We start from the raw sequence: 20,326 nt of genomic DNA, 5'->3' as shown, positions 1-20,326 counted from the left end.
CATTCGCCCGGCGTGAGGCAAGCAGCCTCGACGCCCGTTCGCCTGACTTTTACCCTGATAACCAATTGATCGCCATGCCCAAAAATAAGCGCCCTGTCCCCCGTAAATCCGCCAACACGCCAGAAGACAAGGACGAGTCCGTCACGCGCATGCTATGCACGATGGCCCTGAACCTGGCGGAGCAGGAAGACAGCGAATCGCAGGGCACGGTGCTGGCCGAGCAAGCCGTCGAGTTCGGCCGCCTGATCCGCAAGGCCTTGAATCAAAAGAAGGATGAAATCCTGTACGACGCCATCGAGCGTTCGAAATACGAAGACGTGGGCGCCTACCAGTACCTGCGCAGCCATATCGAGGAAGCGGCCTCCATTTCCGTGATCCGCCGCGAGAATGCGCCGGCCATGGAAATCAACGCCTTCGTCGTACCCCTGCTGGTGCAAAGCACGGGCGGCCTGAAGGAAGCGGACAGCTTCCAGGACCAGGACGCGTTCGAAGCGCTGGTAAAAAGTTTCCAGCAGGCAGAACTGGAAAGCGCCAAGGCCAAGGTGGTCCTGATGAGCCATGCCTACGACCTCGACGAAATCGACCGCATCACCTACAGCCACCTGCACGAGATGGTGCGCGATGCCTATAGCTCGATGACGGACAAGAAGATCGTCGCCACGCCGGGCCTGGAAAACAGCATCGTCGGCTGGAGCGAGACGGCTTTCGGCCCGCAGGACACGGCCGTCGAACTGCGCTTCCTGCTGGGCTTTGCCTTGAAACGCGTGGACGACCCGTTCTATGCGGAACCGAAGGACGAAGCGGCGCTTGACGCCTGGTTCGACGCGCGCATGGCCCGCTACCAGCAGTGGACGACGGAAGTAGGCGAGCTCGTCAAACGTTGCCTGGCGCCAGCCGGCAGCGCCCTGGAAGTGAGCTTCCTCTACCAGGATCTGTTCCACGGCGGCAAGGAACAAGGCATGAGCGAGTACGCGATGCTGCAGATGATGTCCGGCATCAACCATGCATTGGCGGAAAACAAGGTGGACGCGGCCGACGTCTCGGTAGTCGTCGGCCCGGCCGATGAACATGGCGAAATGCTGCTGCGCGTCAACGTCAGCACGGCGGCCGGCGAACTGCTGCACAGCGCCGACAAGCCGTTGGACCTGGCCGCCGACCTGCAGGACGAAGTCGACGACATCTGCGACGCGCTGGCCACCATCGGCGTGACGCAATTGTCCGTGGCGCTGAAATTCGATGCCAAGGGACAGCCGCTGGAAGCGCAGCCGTACGCGCCGGCGTAAGCTTTACAAGGGCTGTAGTGTTTTCCATTGCAGCAACTTGGCGCCATACGCGAGCGTGTAAGCCGGGCTGCTCGACGGCAAGCTGACGATGCGGTAGCGCTGGGCGTGTTCGCCCAGCACCTTGATGCCCAGCTTCGCGGCCGTGCCGCCATTGAAGGCGATCGTCTGCAGCCGCGGCAGGCTGGCGGCCAGGGCCACCAGGTCGTTATCGTCGCGGTCGCGGATATTGCTGTCCAGACTGCCCGTGCGCTGCGCCTGCGCCACCACGTCCCACAAGCCCACGCCGTGCGCCAGCAAGGTCGCCAGACGTTCCTCATAGGGCTGGCTCTTCAAATCCACACCCAGCACCTCGCCCAGCAGCATCCAGAACTTGTTTTGCGGATGCGCATAGTACTGGCTGTGTGCCAGCGATTTTTCGCCGGGCAGGCTGCCCAGTATCAGCAAGCGCGTGCCGGCGTCGACGACGGGATCGAAACAGCGCTTGCGCGGGTCGGCGGCAGCGTCTGGCAGGAAGGCTGGGCTATTCAAATGAGATGTCCGGAAGGAAAAACGAAGGGCCATTTTACCCGGCCACGCGACGGTGTAGAATTCCCGCACAACCTTTCCCCCACACACGAGACCGCCCATGCGCACCATCGACACCCTGCTGGCCCAGTATGGCGAAAGCCACCGCAACCACGTCAATGAATGGGTACACATCGTGTGCGTGCCGCTGATCGTTTTCAGCTTGCTGGGGCTGCTGTGGAGCGTACATCCCAGCGTGGCGCTGCTCGGCAGTATTCTGGCCTTATACTATTACTATAAGCTGTCGCGCCCGTTTGCGGCGGGCATGCTGGCGATGCTGGCCGCCATGCTGGGCCTGTTGCTGCTCATGCCGGCGCTGACCATCCTGCCCGTGTCGCTGGCGCTGTTCGTGCTGGCCTGGATAGGCCAGTTCATCGGCCACCAGATCGAAGGCAAGAAACCGTCGTTCCTCGACGACTTGCGCTTTTTGCTGGTGGGGCCGTTGTTCGTGCTGGGATTTTTATACCGGCGCCTGCGGTTGGCGTATTGAGCGGCAAGCGGTTACGTGTAGCTGGTAACAGATTTTTACCATTCGTAACTAGTTATCTGCGGCAAGTGTCCTTATGATAAGTCATCATCTGCCGGTCGACGCAATCGGCAACCAACTTTTGTCCAAGGGAGTCCCACATGAAAGCACCAATTATTGCAGTGGCATTGCTCGCCACCCTGGCCGGCTGCGCCGTACAACCGAACTCGGCAAATGTCTACAATGCGCGCCAGGCGCAAAATGAACAATCGGTACGCATGGGTACGGTTGAATCCGTGCGTCAGGTAACCATCGACAAGGGCGAAACAGGCACGGGCGTGCTGGCCGGCGCGGCGCTGGGCGGCGTGGCCGGCTCGGCAGTCGGTGGCGGCAAGGGCGCCATCGCAGCCAGCATCCTCGGCGCCGTCGCGGGCGGCATGGCCGGCAAGAGCATCGAGGCGAATGCCTCGAACAAGCCCGGCCTGGAAATCACCGTGCGCCTGGACAACGGCGACATGCGCGCCATCGTGCAAGACGCGGACGAACTGTTCCGCCCGGGCGAGCGCGTGCGCCTGCTGTCCGACGGCCGCAAGACCCGCGTCACGCACTGATCCGCTTGCCGGCGCATGCGCTCAGCCGAATGCGCCGGCAGCGAGCAAGACTGAAGGGTGCAGCCAGATAGCAATCACCGCCGTCACGACCACATACACAAGCACGCTCCATACTTTGATCTGCAGTGAGGCTGGCATGGCGGTCCCCTTCAAAGATGCAATCCGGAAAATATTTACTTGATAATAAAGTAAATATTTTCATAAATTCAACATTTTCCAGAAGCACTGCGCTGGCTCAATCCTGGCTGTCTCCTGACGACATATTGAGCAAACTCGACCGCACTCGCCATCCCCGCGCGATGCCCGTATACTTGCGCGATGTCCTCTCCTCTCCTGTTCATCATTGCCTGCCTGATCTGGGGTTCCACCTTCTGGGCCATCACCTTGCAGTTGGGCGATGTCGCCCCCGTCGTTTCCGTGGTCTACCGTTTCGGCCTCGCGTCCGCCACCCTGTTTGCCTGGTGCGCCGTGCGCGGCGACCGCTTGCGCCTGCCCTGGCGCGCGCAAAAATGGATGCTGCTGCAAGGCCTGGCCTCGTTTGCCCTCAGCTATGTGTGCACCTACAGCTCGGAGCAATACCTGGTCTCGGCCCTCGTCAGCGTACTGTTCGCGCTGATGGTGTTCTGGACGCCATTGCTCAACCGCATCGCCTTTGGCACACCGATCACCTGGAGCACCTGCTGCGCGGCATTCGTCGCCATCTGCGGTATCGTGCTGCTGTTTTACCAGTCCATCGGCGCGGCGCTGCAAGATATTCTGGGTGGCGGCAATGGCCATTTCCTGCTCGGTTTCATGCTGGCCCTAGTGGCCACCGTGTCGAGCACGGCAGGCAATGCCCTCGTCATGAAAGTGCGCGAACATTCCGGCAACGTGATGCTGACCATGGCCTGGACCATGCTGTGGGGCACCTTGATGGTGACCGCCTGGGCCATCGCCACGGGGCAGTCGTGGCAATTGCCCACCCGCCCCAGTTACTGGATGGGATTGGTGTACCTGGCCATCTTCGGTTCGGTGATCGCCTTCAGCGCCTATTTCACGTTAATCGCCCGCATCGGCACCCAAAAGACCGTGTATATCGGCGTCGTCACGCCCGTCATTTCCGTCCTGCTGTCGGTGCAGTTCGAACACTACCGCCCCGCCGCCATCGAATGGGTGGGCATGGTGCTGTGCCTGTCCAGCGTGGCCTGGGCCCTGACGTCGGGCGCGCGCAAGACGAATACCATTGCTTCCCTTTCCACCACTCCATCAGCAAAGGCAACATGAGCACCTCTTCCTCCCTCGCCATTCGTCCCGCGACCGCATCCGACGTGGCCGCCATCTTCGGCATGATCCATGAACTGGCCGTGTTTGAAAAACTCGAACACATGATGATCGCCAGGGAATCCATGCTGCACGACAGCCTGTTCGGCGCCCATCCCGCGTGCGAAGCGCTGGTCGGCGAGGAAAATGGTGAAGTCGTGACCTTCGCCCTGTTCTTCCATAATTTTTCCACCTTCCTGTGCCGCAAGGGACTGTACCTGGAAGACCTGTACGTGAAGCAATCGGTGCGCGGCAAGGGTTATGGCAAACAGATGCTCGTGGCGCTGGCGCAACTGGCCGTCGAACGCGATTGCGGCCGCTTCGAATGGTCGGTGCTGGACTGGAATGAAAACGCGATCAACTTCTACAAGGGCATGGGCGCGGACGTGATGCCGGACTGGCGCATCTGCCGCGTCGCTGGCGATGCCTTGACGCAATTATCGGCAGGCACGCCGACATCGGCCTGATGGGGGAACTGTAAGCGTAAGTTCCAAAAAAAATCCCCGCGGGCTAGCGGCACCGCGGGGCAGAACCCATTGTCAAGTGGGAGGGGGAGAATGCAATCAACGGTTATCAATATAAACGCTGCCGCTTGCGATAGCGCAGACCTTTACATTTGCTTACCGGGCCTTACATTTGACTTAAATCCGCTAACCAAGTGTCACCAGGTGTCGCTCGGATGACACTGATTATTTCCGTGGTTCAATCAATGTGCCGTGCAAGCCGATATGTTGTTGCGCAACCCCACTGCCACCCTGCGATTTTCTATAGATTTGGTACACTGTCAGGCAGGCGATGCAGCCAGCAACCACGGCAAAAATGACCATGCGACGCTCCTTGAATATGCTTGAGGGAATCAGGGGCCCGCGGCTGATGATGATCAGGCGAGCAGGGAAAATTCAGTGTGGCATCTTCGGCCTTGGGAGCATTGTGCAATGTCAAACGCACCAATTTGACGGGGTCATGGCATTTGATATGGCACAAAGTGGCAGCATTCCGCTCACACAAAATGAACGCATCGTTACGCATCTGGGAGCCACATCATGAATGTTTCTGCCAAACCGCTCGTCATGAAAATCTACCGCGCCTATCTGCGCTCCCGCCTGGAGCGCTACACGCGCGACTTGCAAGCCATCGCCGAACAGCGCGAGAACGACTTCCAGGCCGAACGCATCCTGCACCAGGCCGTCGTCTCGGTGCGCTCCAAACTGCACTCGCTGTAACCGTGACGCCATCAGTGCTGCCGGCCGGCCACGGCCCAGCGCTCCACCAGCTCGAACAAGCCCTGCGTCAGCAGGGCCAGCACGGCTGCGGGGATCGCGCCGGCCAGCAGCATGTCGTTGTCATTGAGCGCCAGGCCGATGGTGATGCGTTCGCCGTAGCCGCCCGCACCGATGAAGGCGGCGATGGTGGCCGTGCCCACGCTCATCACGGCCGCCGTTTTCACGCCCGCCAGCATCACGGGCAAGGCCAGCGGCAAGTCCACGTGCAGCAGGCGGTCGCGCTTGCTCAAGCCCAGCGCCAGCGCCGCCATGCGCAAGCCTTGCGGCACCTGCAAGATGCCCGTGCACGTGTTGCGCACGATGGGCAGCAGCGCGTACATGAATAGCGCCACCAGCGCCGGCACCGTGCCGATCATGCCCAGCACGGGGATCAATATCGCCAGCAGGGCCAGCGACGGCACCGTCTGCAGCACGCCGACGAAGGCCAGCACCGTTTGCCGCAGCGGCGCCGAAAACGCCGCCAGCACGCCCAGCGGAACGCCGATCAGGCACGCCAATGCCACCGACAACAGCACCAGGGTCAGATGCTGGCGCGTCAGGGTCCACAAGTCGTCGCCGATGATTTTATCGAGCAGCTTGCCGCGCGCAGCGGCCGGCTTGTTCGCCTGCGTGCCGGAAGCCAGCCACTGGCGGGCCACGTCGGAAAAACGCTTGCCATCGATTTCCACGGCCGCATTCATGGCGATCATGTCGCTCTCGCTGATGCGTCCCTGCAGCCCTTGTAGCGCCAGCCAGGCGGCGGGAAAACGCTGCGGCACGTCAAGCCGGTACAAGAGCATGGCGTCGTAGCGGGGAAAATACTGCTGCGTGTCGGCCAGCACGCGCAAGCCGTACTGGCGGATCTTCGCGTCCGTCGAGTAAATATCGATCACATCCACCTGGCGCTGCGCCAATGCTTCATAGGCGATGCCGTGATCGAGCCCGCGCGGGCGCTGCGGCAAGCCATAGCGGGCGGCCAGGCCCGGCCAGCCATCGACACGGCCGATGAATTCATGCGACAGGCCGAATTTCAGGGCCGGATGCTGGGCCAGTTGCGCCAGGCTGGCGATGGATTTTTCATCATGGCGCACTGCCAGCGCATAGGTATTGTTAAAGCCCAGCGGCACCGCCACGCCCAGGCCCAGCGCCGCCAGCTCGCGCCGCATCTGCGCCAGGTCGATGGCTTTGTCGTGCTTGAGGATTTCGCTGCCGATGGTGCCCATGTATTCGGCATACACGTCGATGCTGCCCGCCTGCAGCGCGGCCAGCACGATGGCCGTGTTGCCCAGGCCCTGGCGGTGCTCGGCCTTGACGTGCGGCGCGGCGCTCTGCTGGAGGATTTCGCCGAGAATATACGATTCCGTAAAACGCTTCGAACCCACCTTCAGGGTGCCGCCATCCTGAGCATGCGCGGGCGCGATGGCGAAGACTAGCAACAACAGCAGGTAAGACAAGGAGTAAACAACACGCACGCGGCGCTCCAGGACGGATAATCAATCCGGCAAGCTTACCACCGGCGCACGCCAGACACCGCCATGCACCACGCCCGCGCACGGGTTCAGACCCAGCGCATACGCCAGGTCGGCCGGGCGCGCGATGCGCCACAGGGCGAAATCGGCGCGCTTGCCCACCACCAGGCTGCCCGTTTCATGCTGCAAGCCCAGCGCGCGCGCCGCCTGCAGCGTGCAGCCGGCCAGCGCTTCCTGCGGCGTCAGCTGCCACAAGGTGCACGCCATGTTCATCGCCAGCAGCAAGGACGTCATGGGCGACGTGCCCGGGTTGCAATCGGTGGACACCGCCATCGGCACGCCGGCCGCGCGCAAGGCCATGACAGGAGGTTGCTGTACTTCACGCAAAAAATAGTACGCGCCCGGCAGCAGCACGGCCACCGTGCCATGTTGCGCCATGGCGGCGATGCCCTCGTCCGACAGAAATTCCAGGTGGTCTGCCGACAGGCCATCGTAGCGGGCCACCAGCGCCGCGCCGCCCTGGTCCGACAACTGCTCCGCATGCAGTTTCACGGGCAGCCCCAGCGCCTGCGCCGCGTCAAACATGCGCTGCGTCTGCGCCGGCGTAAAGCCGATGCGCTCGCAAAACGCGTCGACGGCGTCGACCAGTCCAGCGCCAGCCAGCCGGGGCAGCATCTGCGCGCACAGCAGCTCGATATAAGAGTCGGCCTGGCCCGCATACTCGGGCGGCAGCGCGTGCGCACCGAGGAAGGTGGTGCGCACGGACACGGGCAGCTGCTCTCCTATCCTGCGCGCCACGCGCAGCATCTTCGCCTCGCTGTCCGCGTCGAGGCCATAGCCGGACTTGATCTCCAGGGTCGTTACGCCCTCGGCCAGCAGCGCCAGCACGCGGGGCAGGCTTTGCCGCAGCAATTCGTCGTCGCTGGCCGCGCGCGTGGCGCGCACGGTGGACATGATGCCGCCGCCGGCGCGGCTGATGTCTTCATAGCTGGCGCCATTCAGACGCGCCTCGAATTCGTCGCTGCGGTTGCCCGCATGGACGATGTGCGTATGGCAGTCGATCAGCCCGGGCGTCAGCCAGCAGCCCTGGCCATCAATCAGCACCGCGCCGCTGGCCGGCAGCTCGTCGCCGGGGCCGAACCACGCGATACGGCCATCCTTGACGGCGATGGCCGCGTCCAGCAGTTCGCCATAGCCATGCTCCATGGTGGCCAGGTGGACGTTGTGGATGACCATATCCCAGTCTTGCATGGTGTTTCCTTCCTAGATGAACAGGTCGACACGGAACACGGCCGTGCGCTGCAAGGCGTCGAGCCGCCAGTCCGGCGCATCGTCGGCGTCGAGCAGCAGCGCGTCATGGCGGGCCAGCGCGAACTGCTGCTCGCCACCGCGCGCCAGCACGTGGCCTTCGCCGGCGACGAACAGCAGGGTCGCCGCGCTGCGCCGCGCCAACTTGCCCGGCGCCGTGATTTTTTCCAGCTGATGGCGGCAGCGGTCGCGTCGCGTCATCACATTGAAATCCGTCGTCGGCCCCTTGACTTGCGCGAATACGGCCGCTTCGCCGGGAAACCACAGCATCGGTTGCGCCGCGCTCAAGGTTACCTTGCGCGCGCCGTCCAGCGTCAGCTGCACGCTGTCGCCATCGACCAGCATCAAACTGCGGTCGATGCCGGGAAAGCTGGAAAATGGCCCGCTGGCCGTGATCGTCGCCAGGCTGATACGCCAGTCAAAATCGTCGAAACCGGCGCCAGGGGGAGCGATCGCGATTTCCGTCGTGCTGCCGCCGCCGTTTTTCCACGGCGCGGCGCGCAGGTATTCCTGCGGGATGAAGGTCGCCATCAGAGTGCCCTCAGTTGCGCCAGGGTGCGCTTGTAGGCGGTGGCGATGGCGTCCTGCGCCACGTGGCGCCCATCGCGCACCTGCCACTGGCCGCCGCACAGCACGTCGCGCACCAGGTTGTCGTTGCCGCAGAAAAGTACGCTGCCCAGCACATCGGCGATGGCCACGCCGCACAGGTTGACATGCGCGTCGTCGAGCACCAGCAAGTCGGCGCGGCAGCCCGGCGCCAGGGCGCCGAGCTTGCGCCCGGCCGCCTGCGCGCCGCCCTGCAAGGCCGTTTGCCACAAGTAGTCGCCCACATGGCGTTGATCCGGCGTGGCGGCCACATTGCGCTGCTGGCGCTGCAAGCGCTGGCCATATTCGAGCCAGCGCAATTCCTCCACCGGCGACTGGGATACATGGCTGTCGCTGCCGACGCCGAAACGCCCGCCGGCGGCGATGAATTCGGCCAGCGGGAACAGGCCGTCGCCCAGGTTCGCTTCCGTCGTCGGGCACAGGCCCGCGACGGCGCCGCTGGCGGCCATCAGCGCCACTTCGTCGGGCTGCACATGCGTGGCATGCACGAGGCACCAGCGCGCATCGACGTCGACCTGATCGTACAGATACTGCACCGGGCGCCGGCCGCTGACATCGAGACTCTGGCGCACCTCGCCCTGCTGCTCGGCGATGTGGATGTGGATGGGGCGCCCTGCGGGCAGCGCTTGCGCCACTGCGCGGATCTGCGCCACGTCGGCCGCGCGCAGGGAATGGGGTGCAAAGCCCACCTCCACCTGCCCGCCGCGCTGCGGCGCCAGCGCGTCGACGATGCGCAAGACATCATCCGCACCGGTGCGAAAGCGCGCCTGCTCGGGTTTGAGGGGCTGTGCGCCGAAACCCGCATGGCTGTACAGCACGGGCAGCATGGTCACGCCGATGCCGCTGAGGCGCGCCGCGGCCAGCACCCGTTCCGCCGTTTCGGCAGGACGTGCATACAGTGCGCCGGCCATATCGCGCTGCAGGTAGTGGAATTCGCACACGGCCGTGTAGCCATGGCGCAGGCATTCGGCAAACAGCTGCGCGGCGATGGTTTCCATTTGCTCCGGCGTGATGTGGCGCGCGAAGCGGTACATCAGCTCGCGCCAGGTCCAGAAGCTGTCAGGGCCATCGCCGGCGACTTCCGTCATGCCGCCCAGCGCCCGCTGGAACGCATGCGAATGCAGGTTGACCATGCCGGGCAAGACATACTCGGCCACCTCCACGCTGGGCGGCGGCGCGGCATTGTCGGTCACCGCCGTCAAGTCGCCCGTCGCATTCCACTCCAGCAGCACGTCGCGGCGCCAGCCTTGCGGCAGCAGCGCGTGGCGCGCGAACAGACAGCCGCTCAACGCGCCACCCATGCCACGGCCGCTGCCATCATCTGGCGCAGCAGCGGCTGCACCTGTGCCGCCAGGTCGGGCCGGTAGCCGAAAGGCGCCGTCTCGTCCATGTACAGGCACTTGCACATCTCCAGCTGGATCGCATGCACGCGGTTGTCCGGCTGGCCGTAATGGCGCGTGATGTGGCCGCCCTTGAAGCGGCCATTCAGCGCGACCGTAAATTGATCCTGCGCGCGCGCGATATCGACCACGGCCGACGTCAGGCCGCCATCGCAGCTGGCGCCGTCGGCCGTACCGAAATTCAGGTCGGGCAGTTTGCCGTCAAAGAAGCGCGGCACGCGCGAGGCGATGGAATGGGCATCCCACAGCACCACGGCGCCATGCACGCGCAGCAGCCGGTCCAGTTCCGCGCGCAGCTGCGCATGATACGGCGCCCAATAGCGCTGCAGCCGGCGCTGTACATCGGCCACATCGGGCTCCTTGCCAGCCAGGTACACAGGCTCGCGGTGGAAGGTATCGCTGGGCAGCAAGCCCGTCGTATCCTGGCCCGGATACAGATTCGTGTCTTCCTGCGGGCGGTTCAAGTCGATGGTGTAGCGCGACCAGCGCGCCGACAGCACGGACGCATCCATCTCCTGCAAAAATCCATACAGTTCGCGCAAATGCCAGTCCGTATCGGCCTTGACCAAGGCCTGGGGCGTCATGCGCGCGGCGATATCGTCGGGTATGTCGGTGCCCACGTGGGGCATCGACACGAGCAGCGGGATGCTGCCTTCGTTGAAGCGGAAATCCATGCTTGTCTCCTTGCGCCCGCTCAGGCGTACAGCGGGGCGAACAAATTCTTGCACTTGCTGCTCAACTCACCCTGCAGCACCATCTGCTTGGCCGCTTCGATATCGGGCGCGAAGAAGCGGTCGGCGTCGAAGAACGGCACTTTCTGGCGCAGCTGTTGATGCACGTGCTCGAGGTGCGGCGAGGTTTTCAGCGGACGGTGGAAATCGATGCCCTGCGCAGCGGCCAGCAGCTCGATGCCGACGATGACGGCCGTGTTGTGCGCCATGTCGTCCAGGCGGCGCCCGGCGAACGTGGCCATGCTCACATGGTCTTCCTGGTTGGCGGAAGTGGGCAGGCTGTCGACGCTGGCCGGATGCGCGAGCGACTTGTTTTCCGACGCCAGCGCGGCCGCCGTCACGTGGGCGATCATGAAGCCGGAATTGACGCCGGGGTCGCGCACGAGGAAGGGTGGCAGGCCGGAGAGCGTGGCGTCGATCAGCAGCGCGATGCGGCGCTCGGCCAGCGCGCCGATTTCAGCAATCGCCAGCGCCAGGGTGTCGGCTGCAAAGGCGACCGGCTCGGCATGGAAATTGCCGCCCGAGACGATCTCCGCCTGCCCGTTGGGACCATCCTGGAAGATCAGCGGATTGTCCGTGACGGCATTGGCTTCGATCAGCAGGGTGCGGCCCACATTGCCGATCAAATCGAGGCAGGCGCCCATGACTTGCGGCTGGCAGCGCAGGCTGTACGGGTCCTGCACGCGCTCGTCGCCTTCCAGGTGCGAGGCGCGGATCGCGCTGTGCGCCACCAGCTGGCGGTACATCTGCGCGGCCAGGATCTGTCCCGGCTGTCCGCGCACGGCATGCACGCGCGCGTCGAATGGGGAATCGCTGCCCTTGGCCGCATCGAGCGACAGCGCGCCCGTGACCATGGCCGCTTCCAGCAGGCGCTCGGCCATGAACAGGCCATGCAGCGCCAGCGCGTTCGACACTTGCGTGCCGTTGATCAGCGCCAGGCCCTCTTTCGCCGCCAGCACGACGGGCGCGATGCCGGCTTGCGCCAGCGCTTCGGGCGCCGCCATCAATTCGCCGTTGACGCGCACTTCGCCCACGCCCAGCATGGCCAGGGTCATGTGCGACAGCGGCGCCAGGTCGCCCGAGGCGCCGACGGAACCCTTGGCGGGAATGGCCGGCATGATCCCGGCGTTGTACAGGGCGATCAGGGTGTCGACGATCAGCGGGCGCACGCCGGAAAAGCCGCGCGCCAGGCTGCCGATCTTCATCAGCATGATCAGGCGCACGACGGCATCCGACAGCAGTTCGCCCGTGCCGACGGAGTGCGACAGGATCAAGTTGCGCTGCAATTGCTCGAGCTTTTCATCGGGGATGCGCGTCTTGGCCAGCAGGCCGAAACCCGTGTTGATGCCGTAGGCCGCATCGCCCTTGGCGACGATGGCTTGCACGGCGGCGGCCGATGCCTCGATGACGGGATACGCTTCGGCGGCGAGGATCAGTTTCGCGGGCGCGGCCCAGACGGCGCGCAGGTCGCCCAGGGTCATCGCGCCCGGTTTCAGGGTCCAACTTTTGGAGTGCTGTGTCATGTTTGCTTTCACTTCGTATTAAGCATCGGCAGGTTCAGATTGTTGCGCTTGGCGCAGGCGGCCGCTGTTTCATAGCCGGCATCGGCATGGCGCATCACGCCAGAGCCGCTGTCGTTGACCAGCACTCTAGCCAGGCGTTTCGCCGCCGCTTCACTGCCGTCGGCCACGATGACCATGCCCGCATGCTGAGAATACCCCATTCCCACGCCGCCGCCATGGTGCAGCGAGACCCAGGTGGCGCCGCCGGCCGTGTTCAGCATGGCGTTGAGCAGCGGCCAGTCGGAGACGGCGTCCGTGCCATCCTTCATGCTTTCCGTCTCGCGGTTCGGGCTGGCGACGGAACCCGTGTCGAGGTGGTCGCGGCCGATGACGATGGGCGCCTTCAGCTCGCCCATACGCACCATTTCGTTGAAGGCCAGGCCGGCGATGTGGCGCTCGCCCAGTCCCAGCCAGCAGATGCGCGCCGGCAGGCCCTGGAAGGCGATGCGCTCGCGCGCCATGTCCAGCCAGTGGTGCACCTGCTTGTGGTGCGGGAACAGCTCCTTGATCTTCGCATCCGTTTTATAGATGTCTTCCGGGTCGCCCGACAACGCCACCCAGCGGAACGGGCCGCGACCCTCGCAGAACTGCGGGCGGATATAGGCGGGCACGAAGCCGGGGAAGTCGAAGGCGTTCTGCACGCCCTGGTCGAACGCCACCTGGCGGATGTTGTTGCCGTAATCGACAGTGTGCACGCCCATGGCGTGGAAATCGAGCATGGCTTGCACGTGGGCGGCGCAGGAATCGGCGGCCGCCACCGTCAGGCGCGCATGGCGCTGCGGGTCTTGCTGCGCCGCCTTCCAGTCCGACACGCTCCAGCCGCGCGGCAGATAGCCGTTGACCAGGTCGTGCGCGGACGTCTGATCCGTCACCAGGTCCGGCACCAGGCCGCCCGCCTTGGCGCGGCGCACCAGTTCCGGCAGCACTTCGGCCGCGTTGCCCAAGAGGCCAATGGAGATCGCTTCCTTGCGTTCGGTATGGTATTTGACCAGTTCCAGGGCTTCGTCCAGGCTGGCCGCCTGCTTGTCCAGGTAGCGCGTGCGCAGACGGAAGTCGATGCTGCTTTGCTGGCATTCGATATTGAGCGAGACGGCGCCCGCCATGGTGGCGGCCAGCGGCTGCGCACCGCCCATGCCGCCCAGGCCCGCCGTCAAGATCCAGCGCCCGCCCCAGTCGCCGCCGAAATGCTGGCGGCCCGCCTCGGCGAAGGTTTCATACGTGCCTTGCACGATGCCCTGCGTGCCGATATAGATCCAGCTGCCGGCCGTCATCTGGCCGTACATGAACAGGCCCTGGCGATCGAGTTCGTTGAAGTGTTCCCAGTTGGCCCATTTCGGTACCAGGTTGGAATTGGCGATCAGCACACGCGGCGCATCCGCGTGGGTCTGGAATACGCCCACCGGCTTGCCGGACTGGATCAGCAAAGTCTGGTCGTCTTCCAGTTCGCGCAAGGAGGCGAGGATCTGGTCGAAACAGGCCCAGTTGCGCGCTGCGCGGCCGATGCCGCCGTAGACGACCAGGTGCTGCGGATTTTCCGCCACTTCCGGGTCCAGGTTGTTTTGCAACATGCGGTAGGCCGCCTCGGCCTGCCAACTCTTGCAAGCCATGACCGTGCCGCGCGGGGCGCGGATGGTACGGCTGGCATCAAAGCGTGGATCGGTGTCCATTGTGCTGTTCATGCTGTCTCCTCGTAGGGTGCGAGCGTACATGCGTGGTCCGCTCTGGTACTCCCAGCATAGGTTGTCTATACAACCAAGTCAACAGGTTTTTGCAAGCGAAAACTAGCTATTTTTTCTCGTACACGCGCTTGCCCGCCACCCACGTCTGCAGCACCTGCGTCTTGCCGATGGCGGCCGGTGTCACCTTGAACAGGTCCTGGTCGACGACGATGAAGTCCGCCCATTTTCCCGCTTCCAGGGTGCCGATGACCTTTTCCTGGTGCCCCGCCCAAGCCGCGTCCAAGGTAAAGCAGCGCAGCGCTTCCGTCACTGTCATCGCTTGCTGCGGGTACCAGCCGCCGGCCGGGAAACCCTCGCTGTTCTGGCGCGTCACGGCCGCGTGGATGCCCTCGAACGGGTTCGGCGACTCGATGGGGAAGTCCGATCCGCAGGCGATGCGCGAGCCTTGCTTGAGGAAGGTACGCCATGCATACGCGCCCTTGATGCGCTCGTGGCCCACGCGCTGCTCCGCCATGTTCTGGTCGGACGTCGCATGCGTCGGCTGCATCGACGGCACGATCCCCAGGCTTTTGAAACGGGGGATATCGCTCAATTGCACCACCTGCGCGTGTTCCATGCGGTGGCGCAGGCCCACGCTGCGGTATTGCGCGATCAAGGCCTGGTAACCATCGAGAATTTGATGGTTGCCGGCGTCGCCGATGGCGTGCACGTTCACCTGGTAGCCGGCGCGCATGGCTTTTTCCATCTTCGCGCGCATGACATCATCCTTGTAGAACAACAGGCCGCTGGTACTCGGATCGTCGCTGTATGGCGCAAGCAAAGCCGCGCCGCGGCTGCCCAGGGCGCCGTCGGACAGCAATTTGACGGCGCGCAAGGCATACATGTCGCGCGCATAGCTGGTCAAGGGGCCGCTTTTCGACAGCGCGTCGAAGTCGTCCGTCGTGTCGGCAATCATGCCGTACACACGCACCGTCAGCTTGCCGTGGTCCGCATAGTCGCGGAAAAGCCGGTCCTGCATCTGGCCGATGCCCGCATCGTGCACACTGGTCAAGCCCACCTGCGACAGCTGCGCCAGCGCGCCATCGAGGGCGGCGCGGTTTTCCACGTCACCGGGCTTGGGCAGCACGGCGTCCATCAAGTCCATGGCGCTGTCGACCAGCACGCCGGTGGCGTTGCCATCCGCGTCGCGAACGATCTTGCCGCCTGCGGGATCCGGCGTGGCGCGCGTGATGCCGGCCAGCGCCAGCGCGCGGCTGTTGGCCCAGCCCGCGTGGCCATCGACCCGGCGCAGCCACACGGGCCGCGCACTTTCCGCCGCATCGAGTTCCAAAGCCGTGGGAAAGCGCCCCAGCTTCCAGATTTCCTGGTTCCAGCCATTGCCTATGATCCAGCTGCGTTGCGGATGCGCGCGTGCGAAGTCGCCCACGGCTTGCACGGCGGCCGGCAGCGAGGTGGAACCGTACAGCATGACGCCGCTGGCAATCGTCCCCAGGCCGAACACGTGGCCATGCGCGTCGATCAGGCCAGGCAGCACGGTTTTTCCCTGTACGTCGATATGCGTGGCGCCCTTGGCCGCCTTGCGTTTTACCTGCGCGGCGCTGCCGACGGCGAGCAGCTTGCCCGCATCGTCAAAGGCCAGCGCCGTGAAACGCACCACCTTGCCGTTTGCATCGAGCGTATAGCCGTTGGCATTGTCGATGACCGTGTCGGCGTGGGCATGACCCAAGGCGCCCAGGCAGGCGAGAACGAGCAGGGTGCGGCGCGGGATCGGCATTTCCATCTCCAAGTCTTTTAATTAAGTAAATAAGTGAAAAGACGAGTGTATAGAAATTGGCAAAATGGTCAATCAGGCAGCGTGAGGTTCCCGTACCATGAGCCAGTAATCGCAGCCCGTGACGGCTTCCGCGTACCGCCTCGCCACCGCGAAGCCCAGGCGGGCATAGAACGGCAGGCTGCGCTCGTTGTATGTCTCCAGAAAGCATGCGGCGCCCGCCGCATCGACGGCCGCCAGGCCAGGCGCCAGCACGGCCGCGCCCAGTCCCCGGCCCTGTGCGGCGGGATCGATGCCGGCGATCGACAGATACCACGCATCCTGCAAACCATGCGGCGCCAGCGCGTGCTCCATGTTCTCGACGATGGCCGTGAAATGCGCGTAGCCCTGCTCCCCCAGCAGTGCGCGCAACGCTGCTTCGCGCTGCGCATACGCGGCCTGGCGCAGTGCTGCCGGCGTATCCGTCGTCCAGATCGCGGCGCCATTGCCGGCCTCATTGCACACCTCGTCAGCCAGGTCGACGCGCCCCGCCTGCTCCCCCTCGGCCAGCGCCAGCGCGAAGTACGCTTCCAGCATCGCCAGCCGCGCCGCTTCGTCCTCGCCGCAAGCCACCGTGACGGTGCGGTAGAACGGGTCGCCGATCAGGGCGGCGGCCAGGCTGCGGACGGTGCGGGAGGTGTCGGTGGGAGATGGGCTGGACATGGTTCTCTTTCTTTTCGTGGAAACGCCGGCATCTTAGCGCACGCGTGCAGGCCTTGCGCCTGGCCAATACCACCAGGACACCACGGGCTGACACTGGTATTTGCGCGGAGCGCCATGGCCGAGCATCATGTCGCGCGACCTTACTTGGCCCCGTCCTCCGGCTTGTGCGCCGGCGCCCTGAACCACTCCTCCGGCGGCACCACCTGCGATTCTTTCGGGTCATCGATGTAATGCGGCGACGTGATCTGCACGTTGAATTCGTTGAAGACGTCGATGATGTTCTGGTGCAAGCGGTTCAGCACTTCGGCGCGCTGGCGGGGGACTTCGGCGCTGGCGTAGGCGACGAGGCGGTATTGCACATAATAGTCTTGCAGGGCCAGCTGCATCACGTACGGTTTTGGCGAAGTGGAAAGTTCCGTGGTGCGCGAGGCGGCCAGTTCCAGCATGGCGTGCACTTGCCGCCACGGCGTCGCGTAGCCGATGGTGACGGTGGAGTCGAGCACGAAGCCGCCGCCGGGCTGGGCGCGCGAGTAGTTCTTTGTCGTTTGCGACATCACCCACGCGTTCGGCAAGGCGACCTCTTCGCCCAGACCCGTGCGCAAGCGCGTCTCGAACATGCCCACGTCGACCACCGTGCCCTCGCTGTCGCCCACGCGCACATATTCCCCCTTGCGCAGCGCGCGCGTGTACATCAGGATCAGGCCGCTGGCGCCTTGGCCGACGATGCTCGACGCGCCGATCGACACCATCAGGCCGACCAGCACGGACAGCCCCTGGAAGGCGGCCGTGTGCGAGCCGGGCAGATATGGATACGCCATGGCCAGCGCGAACAGCCAGATCACCACGCTGGCGATGCGGCGCGTCGGCAGGGCCGTGTCCTTGTCCAGCCAGCCGATTTGCAATTCGCCGCTTTCCACGCGCTTGAACAGCGAGGCGGCCGTGGCGGCGATCAGGCGCGCGATGGCGAAGATCACGCAGACCAGCACCAGCCCCGGCAAGGCGCCAATGATGGCGTGGAAGACGTCGGCCGCCACGTCGAACAGATAGCCGCTCAGGCTTTCGCCCCAGGAGCGCGTGTAGGGCAAACGGCCCAGCACGAAGGCGGCCCACAGATAGGTGGCCATCAGGCGCAAGCCCCACAGCACGGCGCTCAGCAGTTGGTAGGCGAAGGCGATGTAATGTTCGGCGTCGAGCACGCGCACATTCTTCAGGCGCACGTCGCGCAGGCGCGAGGCCAGTAGGATGCCGCTGCGGCGCTTGGCCCAGCGGTAAAAGCGCGTCAAGCCCATCCACACGAGCCAGAACACGAGGGTGGCGGCCGCGCACACGGCGGCGGCGATGGCCAGGTAGCGCCAGCTGCTTTGCTCGCGATAGTCAAACACAGCCTTGCTCAGCTCGGCGGCTGCCGTTTTCGCCACGCTTTCCGTCGTGTCGCCAGCCAACTGGTTGACATCGCCGGGCACGACGACGAACAGCTGCACGCCATCGAGCAGCACTTGCGTGCCTTCAGGAATCATGCGCGTGCTCGCCTGCAAGGGGCCGTTTTTTGCCAGCACGCTTTCCAGGCGGCGCTGCGCACCGATGGCACGCTCGTCGGGCGGATAGCCGGCCAGCGCGGCGCGGAAGACGAATACCTTGCGGTTGGCGAACATCAGCGGCGCCGTCCTGGCCGCAGCTTGCGACGGCGCCACGACGGCCCCGGCCTCCGCAACGAGCGCGGGCACGCCATCGTCCGCATGGGCTGCGGGCAACAGGAAAATGGTCAACAGGCACAACAGGCGGAGCAACGCGGACATGGCGGAAATGAAAGAGTGACAAGGAGCAGCCATCATGCCATGTAATCATGGAAACTCAAGCGCCGCAGCTACTCTTCAGCTCGCATCGTGGAAAATGATGCCCAGGGTGTGACGCAAGCCCGAGCGCAGGCGCGACACGCCGTGGCGCATGTTCACGCGGTAAGTGCCGCGCGTGCCGTTCACGGGGCGCAGCGCGACGGGAAAGAGGACGGCGTCGCCCTGCGCCAGCGACACCACTTCGGCGCGCGACTGCATGCGCGGGCGCTGCTCCGTCAGCACGAACTCGCCGCCCGTGAAATCGTCTTGCGGGCGCGACAGCAGCACGGCCAGCTGCAACGGAAACACGTGCTCGCCATACAGGTCCTGGTGCAAACAGTTGTAATCGCCTTCGCGGTAGCGCAAGAGCAAGGGCGTGGGCCGGGTTTGCCCGGCCGCATGGCAGCGCGCGAGGAAATCGGCGTGACTGGACGGAAAGCGCGTCTCGATGCCCATGCTGGCGTGCCAGCGGTTGGCAATGGCCGCCAAGGGGGAATACAAGCTCGTGCGCAAGGCGGCCACCACGTCCGGCAGCGGATGCGCCCAATACTGGTACTCGCCTTGTCCAAAACCATGACGCTGCATCACCACCTTGCTGCGAAAGCGCGACGCATCGTCGTACTGCGCCGCCAGCGCCGCGCACTGGGCGGGATCGAGCAAGCCCGGCACGACGGCGCAGCCATGCGCATTCAGCTCATCCTCGATCTGCCGCCAATCGAGCGCCATCATCGCTCACCCTCGCGTTCCAGCAATGCCTGCTTGCGCTCCACGCCCCAGCGGTAGCCGGACAAGGCGCCATCGTTGCGCACCACCCGATGGCAGGGAATGGCGACGGCCAGCGCATTCGCGGCGCAGGCACCGGCCACGGCGCGCGCGCCTTGCGGGGCGCCGATGCGGCGGGCCAGCTCGGCATAGCTGACCGTGCTGCCGGCGGGAATCTCACGCAAGGCTTGCCACACCCGCTGCTGGAACACCGTGCCGCGCACGTCGAGCGGCAAGTCCAGTCCCAGGCCCGGCGCCTCGACCAGGCCGACGACTTGCGCCACCGTCTGTTCATAGTCGGCTTCCGCGCCGCGCAGCTCGGCTTGGGGAAAGCGGTCCTGCAAGTCGCGCAGCAGCACTTCCGGGTCGTCGTCGATGAGGATGGCGCAGATGCCCTTGTCCGTGCTGGCCACGAGGATGGCGCCCAGCGAGCAGGCGCCGATGGCAAAGCGGATCACGGCGCCGCTTCCGCCGGCGCGAAAGGCGCCCGGCGTCATGCCCAGCAAACCGGGCGTGGCCGCATACAGGCGGCCGCTGGAATTGAAGCCGGCCGCATACAAGGTTTCCGTGACGTTCGCTTCGCCCTGCAAGCCGGCCTTCAGGCGCTCGCCGCGCCGCGCCGCCGCGTACGCTTTCGGCGTGATGCCCGTGTGCGCCTTGAAGACGCGGTGGAAGTGAAAGCGGCTCATGCCGGCCGCCTGTGCCAGGCTGTCCAGATCGGGCAGCTCGTCGCTGGCGTCGATCAGCCGGCAAATGTCGGCCACGATGGCCGCCTGACGCTGGGCCAGTGGCGGCAGGTTCGGCTTGCAGCGCAGGCAGGGGCGAAAGCCGGCCGCCTCCGCCTGCTCGCAGGTGGCGTGGAAAGCCACATTGCGGCGCAAGGCAGGACGCGCGGCGCAGGAAGGCCGGCAATACACCCCCGTCGTGCGCACCGAGTAATAAAAGACGCCGTCGGCGTCGGGCGCGCGCCGCTGCAGGGCATCCCAGCGTTCATCGTCAGTCAGGTAAGCGTGTTCCAT

20 protein-coding genes are annotated in these 20,326 nt (G+C 64.8%); 6 read left to right on the top strand and 14 right to left on the bottom strand.

Going from position 1 to position 20,326, the window contains the following annotated elements; genetic code table 11:
- Window positions 1–74: 74 nt before the first annotated feature.
- A complete protein-coding gene (locus tag ASN89_RS02935) occupies window positions 75–1,283 on the top strand; it encodes a hypothetical protein (RefSeq protein ID WP_058048353.1) in 1,209 nt (402 codons plus the stop codon).
- Between the two features lie 3 nt (window positions 1,284–1,286).
- Here the strand turns inward: ASN89_RS02935 and ASN89_RS02930 are convergent, their stop codons facing one another.
- Complete coding sequence (locus tag ASN89_RS02930) at window positions 1,287–1,811, bottom strand: DNA-deoxyinosine glycosylase (RefSeq protein WP_058048209.1); 525 nt, start codon at window positions 1,809–1,811, stop codon at window positions 1,287–1,289.
- Between the two features lie 97 nt (window positions 1,812–1,908).
- Between ASN89_RS02930 and ASN89_RS02925 the strand changes: the two genes are divergently transcribed.
- The 4 genes from ASN89_RS02925 to ASN89_RS02910 all read left to right on the top strand — a co-directional run bounded on the left by ASN89_RS02925 (window position 1,909) and on the right by ASN89_RS02910 (window position 4,690).
- The gene (locus ASN89_RS02925) at window positions 1,909–2,337 is read left to right on the top strand and encodes a DUF962 domain-containing protein (RefSeq protein ID WP_046684331.1); all 429 of its coding nucleotides are present in this window, start codon (window positions 1,909–1,911) and stop codon (window positions 2,335–2,337) included.
- Window positions 2,338–2,474: 137 nt separating this feature from the next.
- Window positions 2,475–2,924 carry a glycine zipper 2TM domain-containing protein gene (locus ASN89_RS02920; RefSeq protein WP_046684332.1) on the top strand — a complete coding sequence of 150 codons (450 nt, stop codon included), beginning with the start codon at window positions 2,475–2,477 and terminating at the stop codon, window positions 2,922–2,924.
- Between the two features lie 318 nt (window positions 2,925–3,242).
- Window positions 3,243–4,187: a DMT family transporter gene (locus ASN89_RS02915; RefSeq protein WP_058048208.1), complete on the top strand. Its 945-nt coding sequence runs from the start codon at window positions 3,243–3,245 to the stop codon at window positions 4,185–4,187.
- Window positions 4,184–4,690: a GNAT family N-acetyltransferase gene (locus tag ASN89_RS02910; protein WP_058048207.1), complete on the top strand. Its 507-nt coding sequence runs from the start codon at window positions 4,184–4,186 to the stop codon at window positions 4,688–4,690. The genes ASN89_RS02915 and ASN89_RS02910 overlap by 4 nt, the downstream gene beginning before the upstream one ends.
- A gap of 222 nt (window positions 4,691–4,912) precedes the next feature.
- On the opposite strand, the gene ASN89_RS28900 is transcribed toward ASN89_RS02910, so the two are convergent.
- Entirely contained in the window at window positions 4,913–5,050 is a 138-nt protein-coding gene (locus ASN89_RS28900) for a hypothetical protein (protein WP_157808830.1), read from the bottom strand.
- 216 nt (window positions 5,051–5,266) lie between these two features.
- On the opposite strand from ASN89_RS28900, the gene ASN89_RS02900 reads away from it, so the two are divergent.
- The gene (locus tag ASN89_RS02900; RefSeq protein WP_034746290.1) at window positions 5,267–5,446 is read left to right on the top strand and encodes a hypothetical protein; all 180 of its coding nucleotides are present in this window, start codon (window positions 5,267–5,269) and stop codon (window positions 5,444–5,446) included.
- A gap of 11 nt (window positions 5,447–5,457) precedes the next feature.
- Here ASN89_RS02900 and ASN89_RS02895 read toward each other — a convergent pair whose 3' ends face one another.
- The 12 genes from ASN89_RS02895 to ada form a co-directional block, all read right to left on the bottom strand.
- Window positions 5,458–6,957, bottom strand: a complete 1,500-nt coding sequence (locus ASN89_RS02895; protein ID WP_414842499.1) for a glycine betaine ABC transporter substrate-binding protein — start codon at window positions 6,955–6,957, stop codon at window positions 5,458–5,460.
- 21 nt (window positions 6,958–6,978) lie between these two features.
- Window positions 6,979–8,205 (bottom strand): imidazolonepropionase, encoded by a 1,227-nt coding sequence (gene hutI / locus ASN89_RS02890; RefSeq protein WP_058048205.1) that lies wholly within the window; start codon window positions 8,203–8,205, stop codon window positions 6,979–6,981.
- A 12-nt stretch (window positions 8,206–8,217) separates the two neighbouring features.
- Window positions 8,218–8,793, bottom strand: coding sequence for a HutD family protein (locus ASN89_RS02885; protein ID WP_046684337.1), 576 nt, complete (start codon window positions 8,791–8,793; stop codon window positions 8,218–8,220).
- A complete protein-coding gene (locus tag ASN89_RS02880; protein WP_058048204.1) occupies window positions 8,793–10,169 on the bottom strand; it encodes a formimidoylglutamate deiminase in 1,377 nt (458 codons plus the stop codon). Before ASN89_RS02880 ends, ASN89_RS02885 begins: the two co-directional genes overlap by 1 nt.
- A complete protein-coding gene (gene hutG / locus ASN89_RS02875) occupies window positions 10,154–10,942 on the bottom strand; it encodes an N-formylglutamate deformylase (RefSeq protein WP_058048203.1) in 789 nt (262 codons plus the stop codon). The genes ASN89_RS02880 and hutG overlap by 16 nt, the downstream gene beginning before the upstream one ends.
- A gap of 20 nt (window positions 10,943–10,962) precedes the next feature.
- Complete coding sequence (gene hutH, locus ASN89_RS02870) at window positions 10,963–12,522, bottom strand: histidine ammonia-lyase (protein ID WP_046684340.1); 1,560 nt, start codon at window positions 12,520–12,522, stop codon at window positions 10,963–10,965.
- A gap of 8 nt (window positions 12,523–12,530) precedes the next feature.
- Complete coding sequence (gene hutU / locus ASN89_RS02865) at window positions 12,531–14,240, bottom strand: urocanate hydratase (RefSeq protein WP_058048202.1); 1,710 nt, start codon at window positions 14,238–14,240, stop codon at window positions 12,531–12,533.
- 106 nt (window positions 14,241–14,346) lie between these two features.
- On the bottom strand, window positions 14,347–16,014 hold the full coding sequence (locus ASN89_RS02860; protein WP_058048201.1) for an amidohydrolase: 1,668 nt from the start codon (window positions 16,012–16,014) through the stop codon (window positions 14,347–14,349).
- A gap of 72 nt (window positions 16,015–16,086) precedes the next feature.
- Window positions 16,087–16,713, bottom strand: coding sequence for a GNAT family N-acetyltransferase (locus ASN89_RS02855; protein ID WP_058048200.1), 627 nt, complete (start codon window positions 16,711–16,713; stop codon window positions 16,087–16,089).
- A 140-nt stretch (window positions 16,714–16,853) separates the two neighbouring features.
- The gene (locus tag ASN89_RS02850; protein WP_058048199.1) at window positions 16,854–18,509 is read right to left on the bottom strand and encodes a mechanosensitive ion channel family protein; all 1,656 of its coding nucleotides are present in this window, start codon (window positions 18,507–18,509) and stop codon (window positions 16,854–16,856) included.
- Window positions 18,510–18,584: 75 nt separating this feature from the next.
- The gene (locus ASN89_RS02845; protein WP_058048198.1) at window positions 18,585–19,274 is read right to left on the bottom strand and encodes a 2OG-Fe(II) oxygenase; all 690 of its coding nucleotides are present in this window, start codon (window positions 19,272–19,274) and stop codon (window positions 18,585–18,587) included.
- Window positions 19,271–20,326: a bifunctional DNA-binding transcriptional regulator/O6-methylguanine-DNA methyltransferase Ada gene (gene ada / locus ASN89_RS02840; RefSeq protein ID WP_058048197.1), complete on the bottom strand. Its 1,056-nt coding sequence runs from the start codon at window positions 20,324–20,326 to the stop codon at window positions 19,271–19,273. The genes ASN89_RS02845 and ada overlap by 4 nt, the downstream gene beginning before the upstream one ends.

It is taken from the genome of Janthinobacterium sp. Ant5-2-1, assembly GCF_001445815.1.
Classification (GTDB): domain Bacteria; phylum Pseudomonadota; class Gammaproteobacteria; order Burkholderiales; family Burkholderiaceae_D; genus Janthinobacterium; species Janthinobacterium lividum_E.
This window is presented reverse-complemented; position numbering and strand designations above follow the sequence as displayed.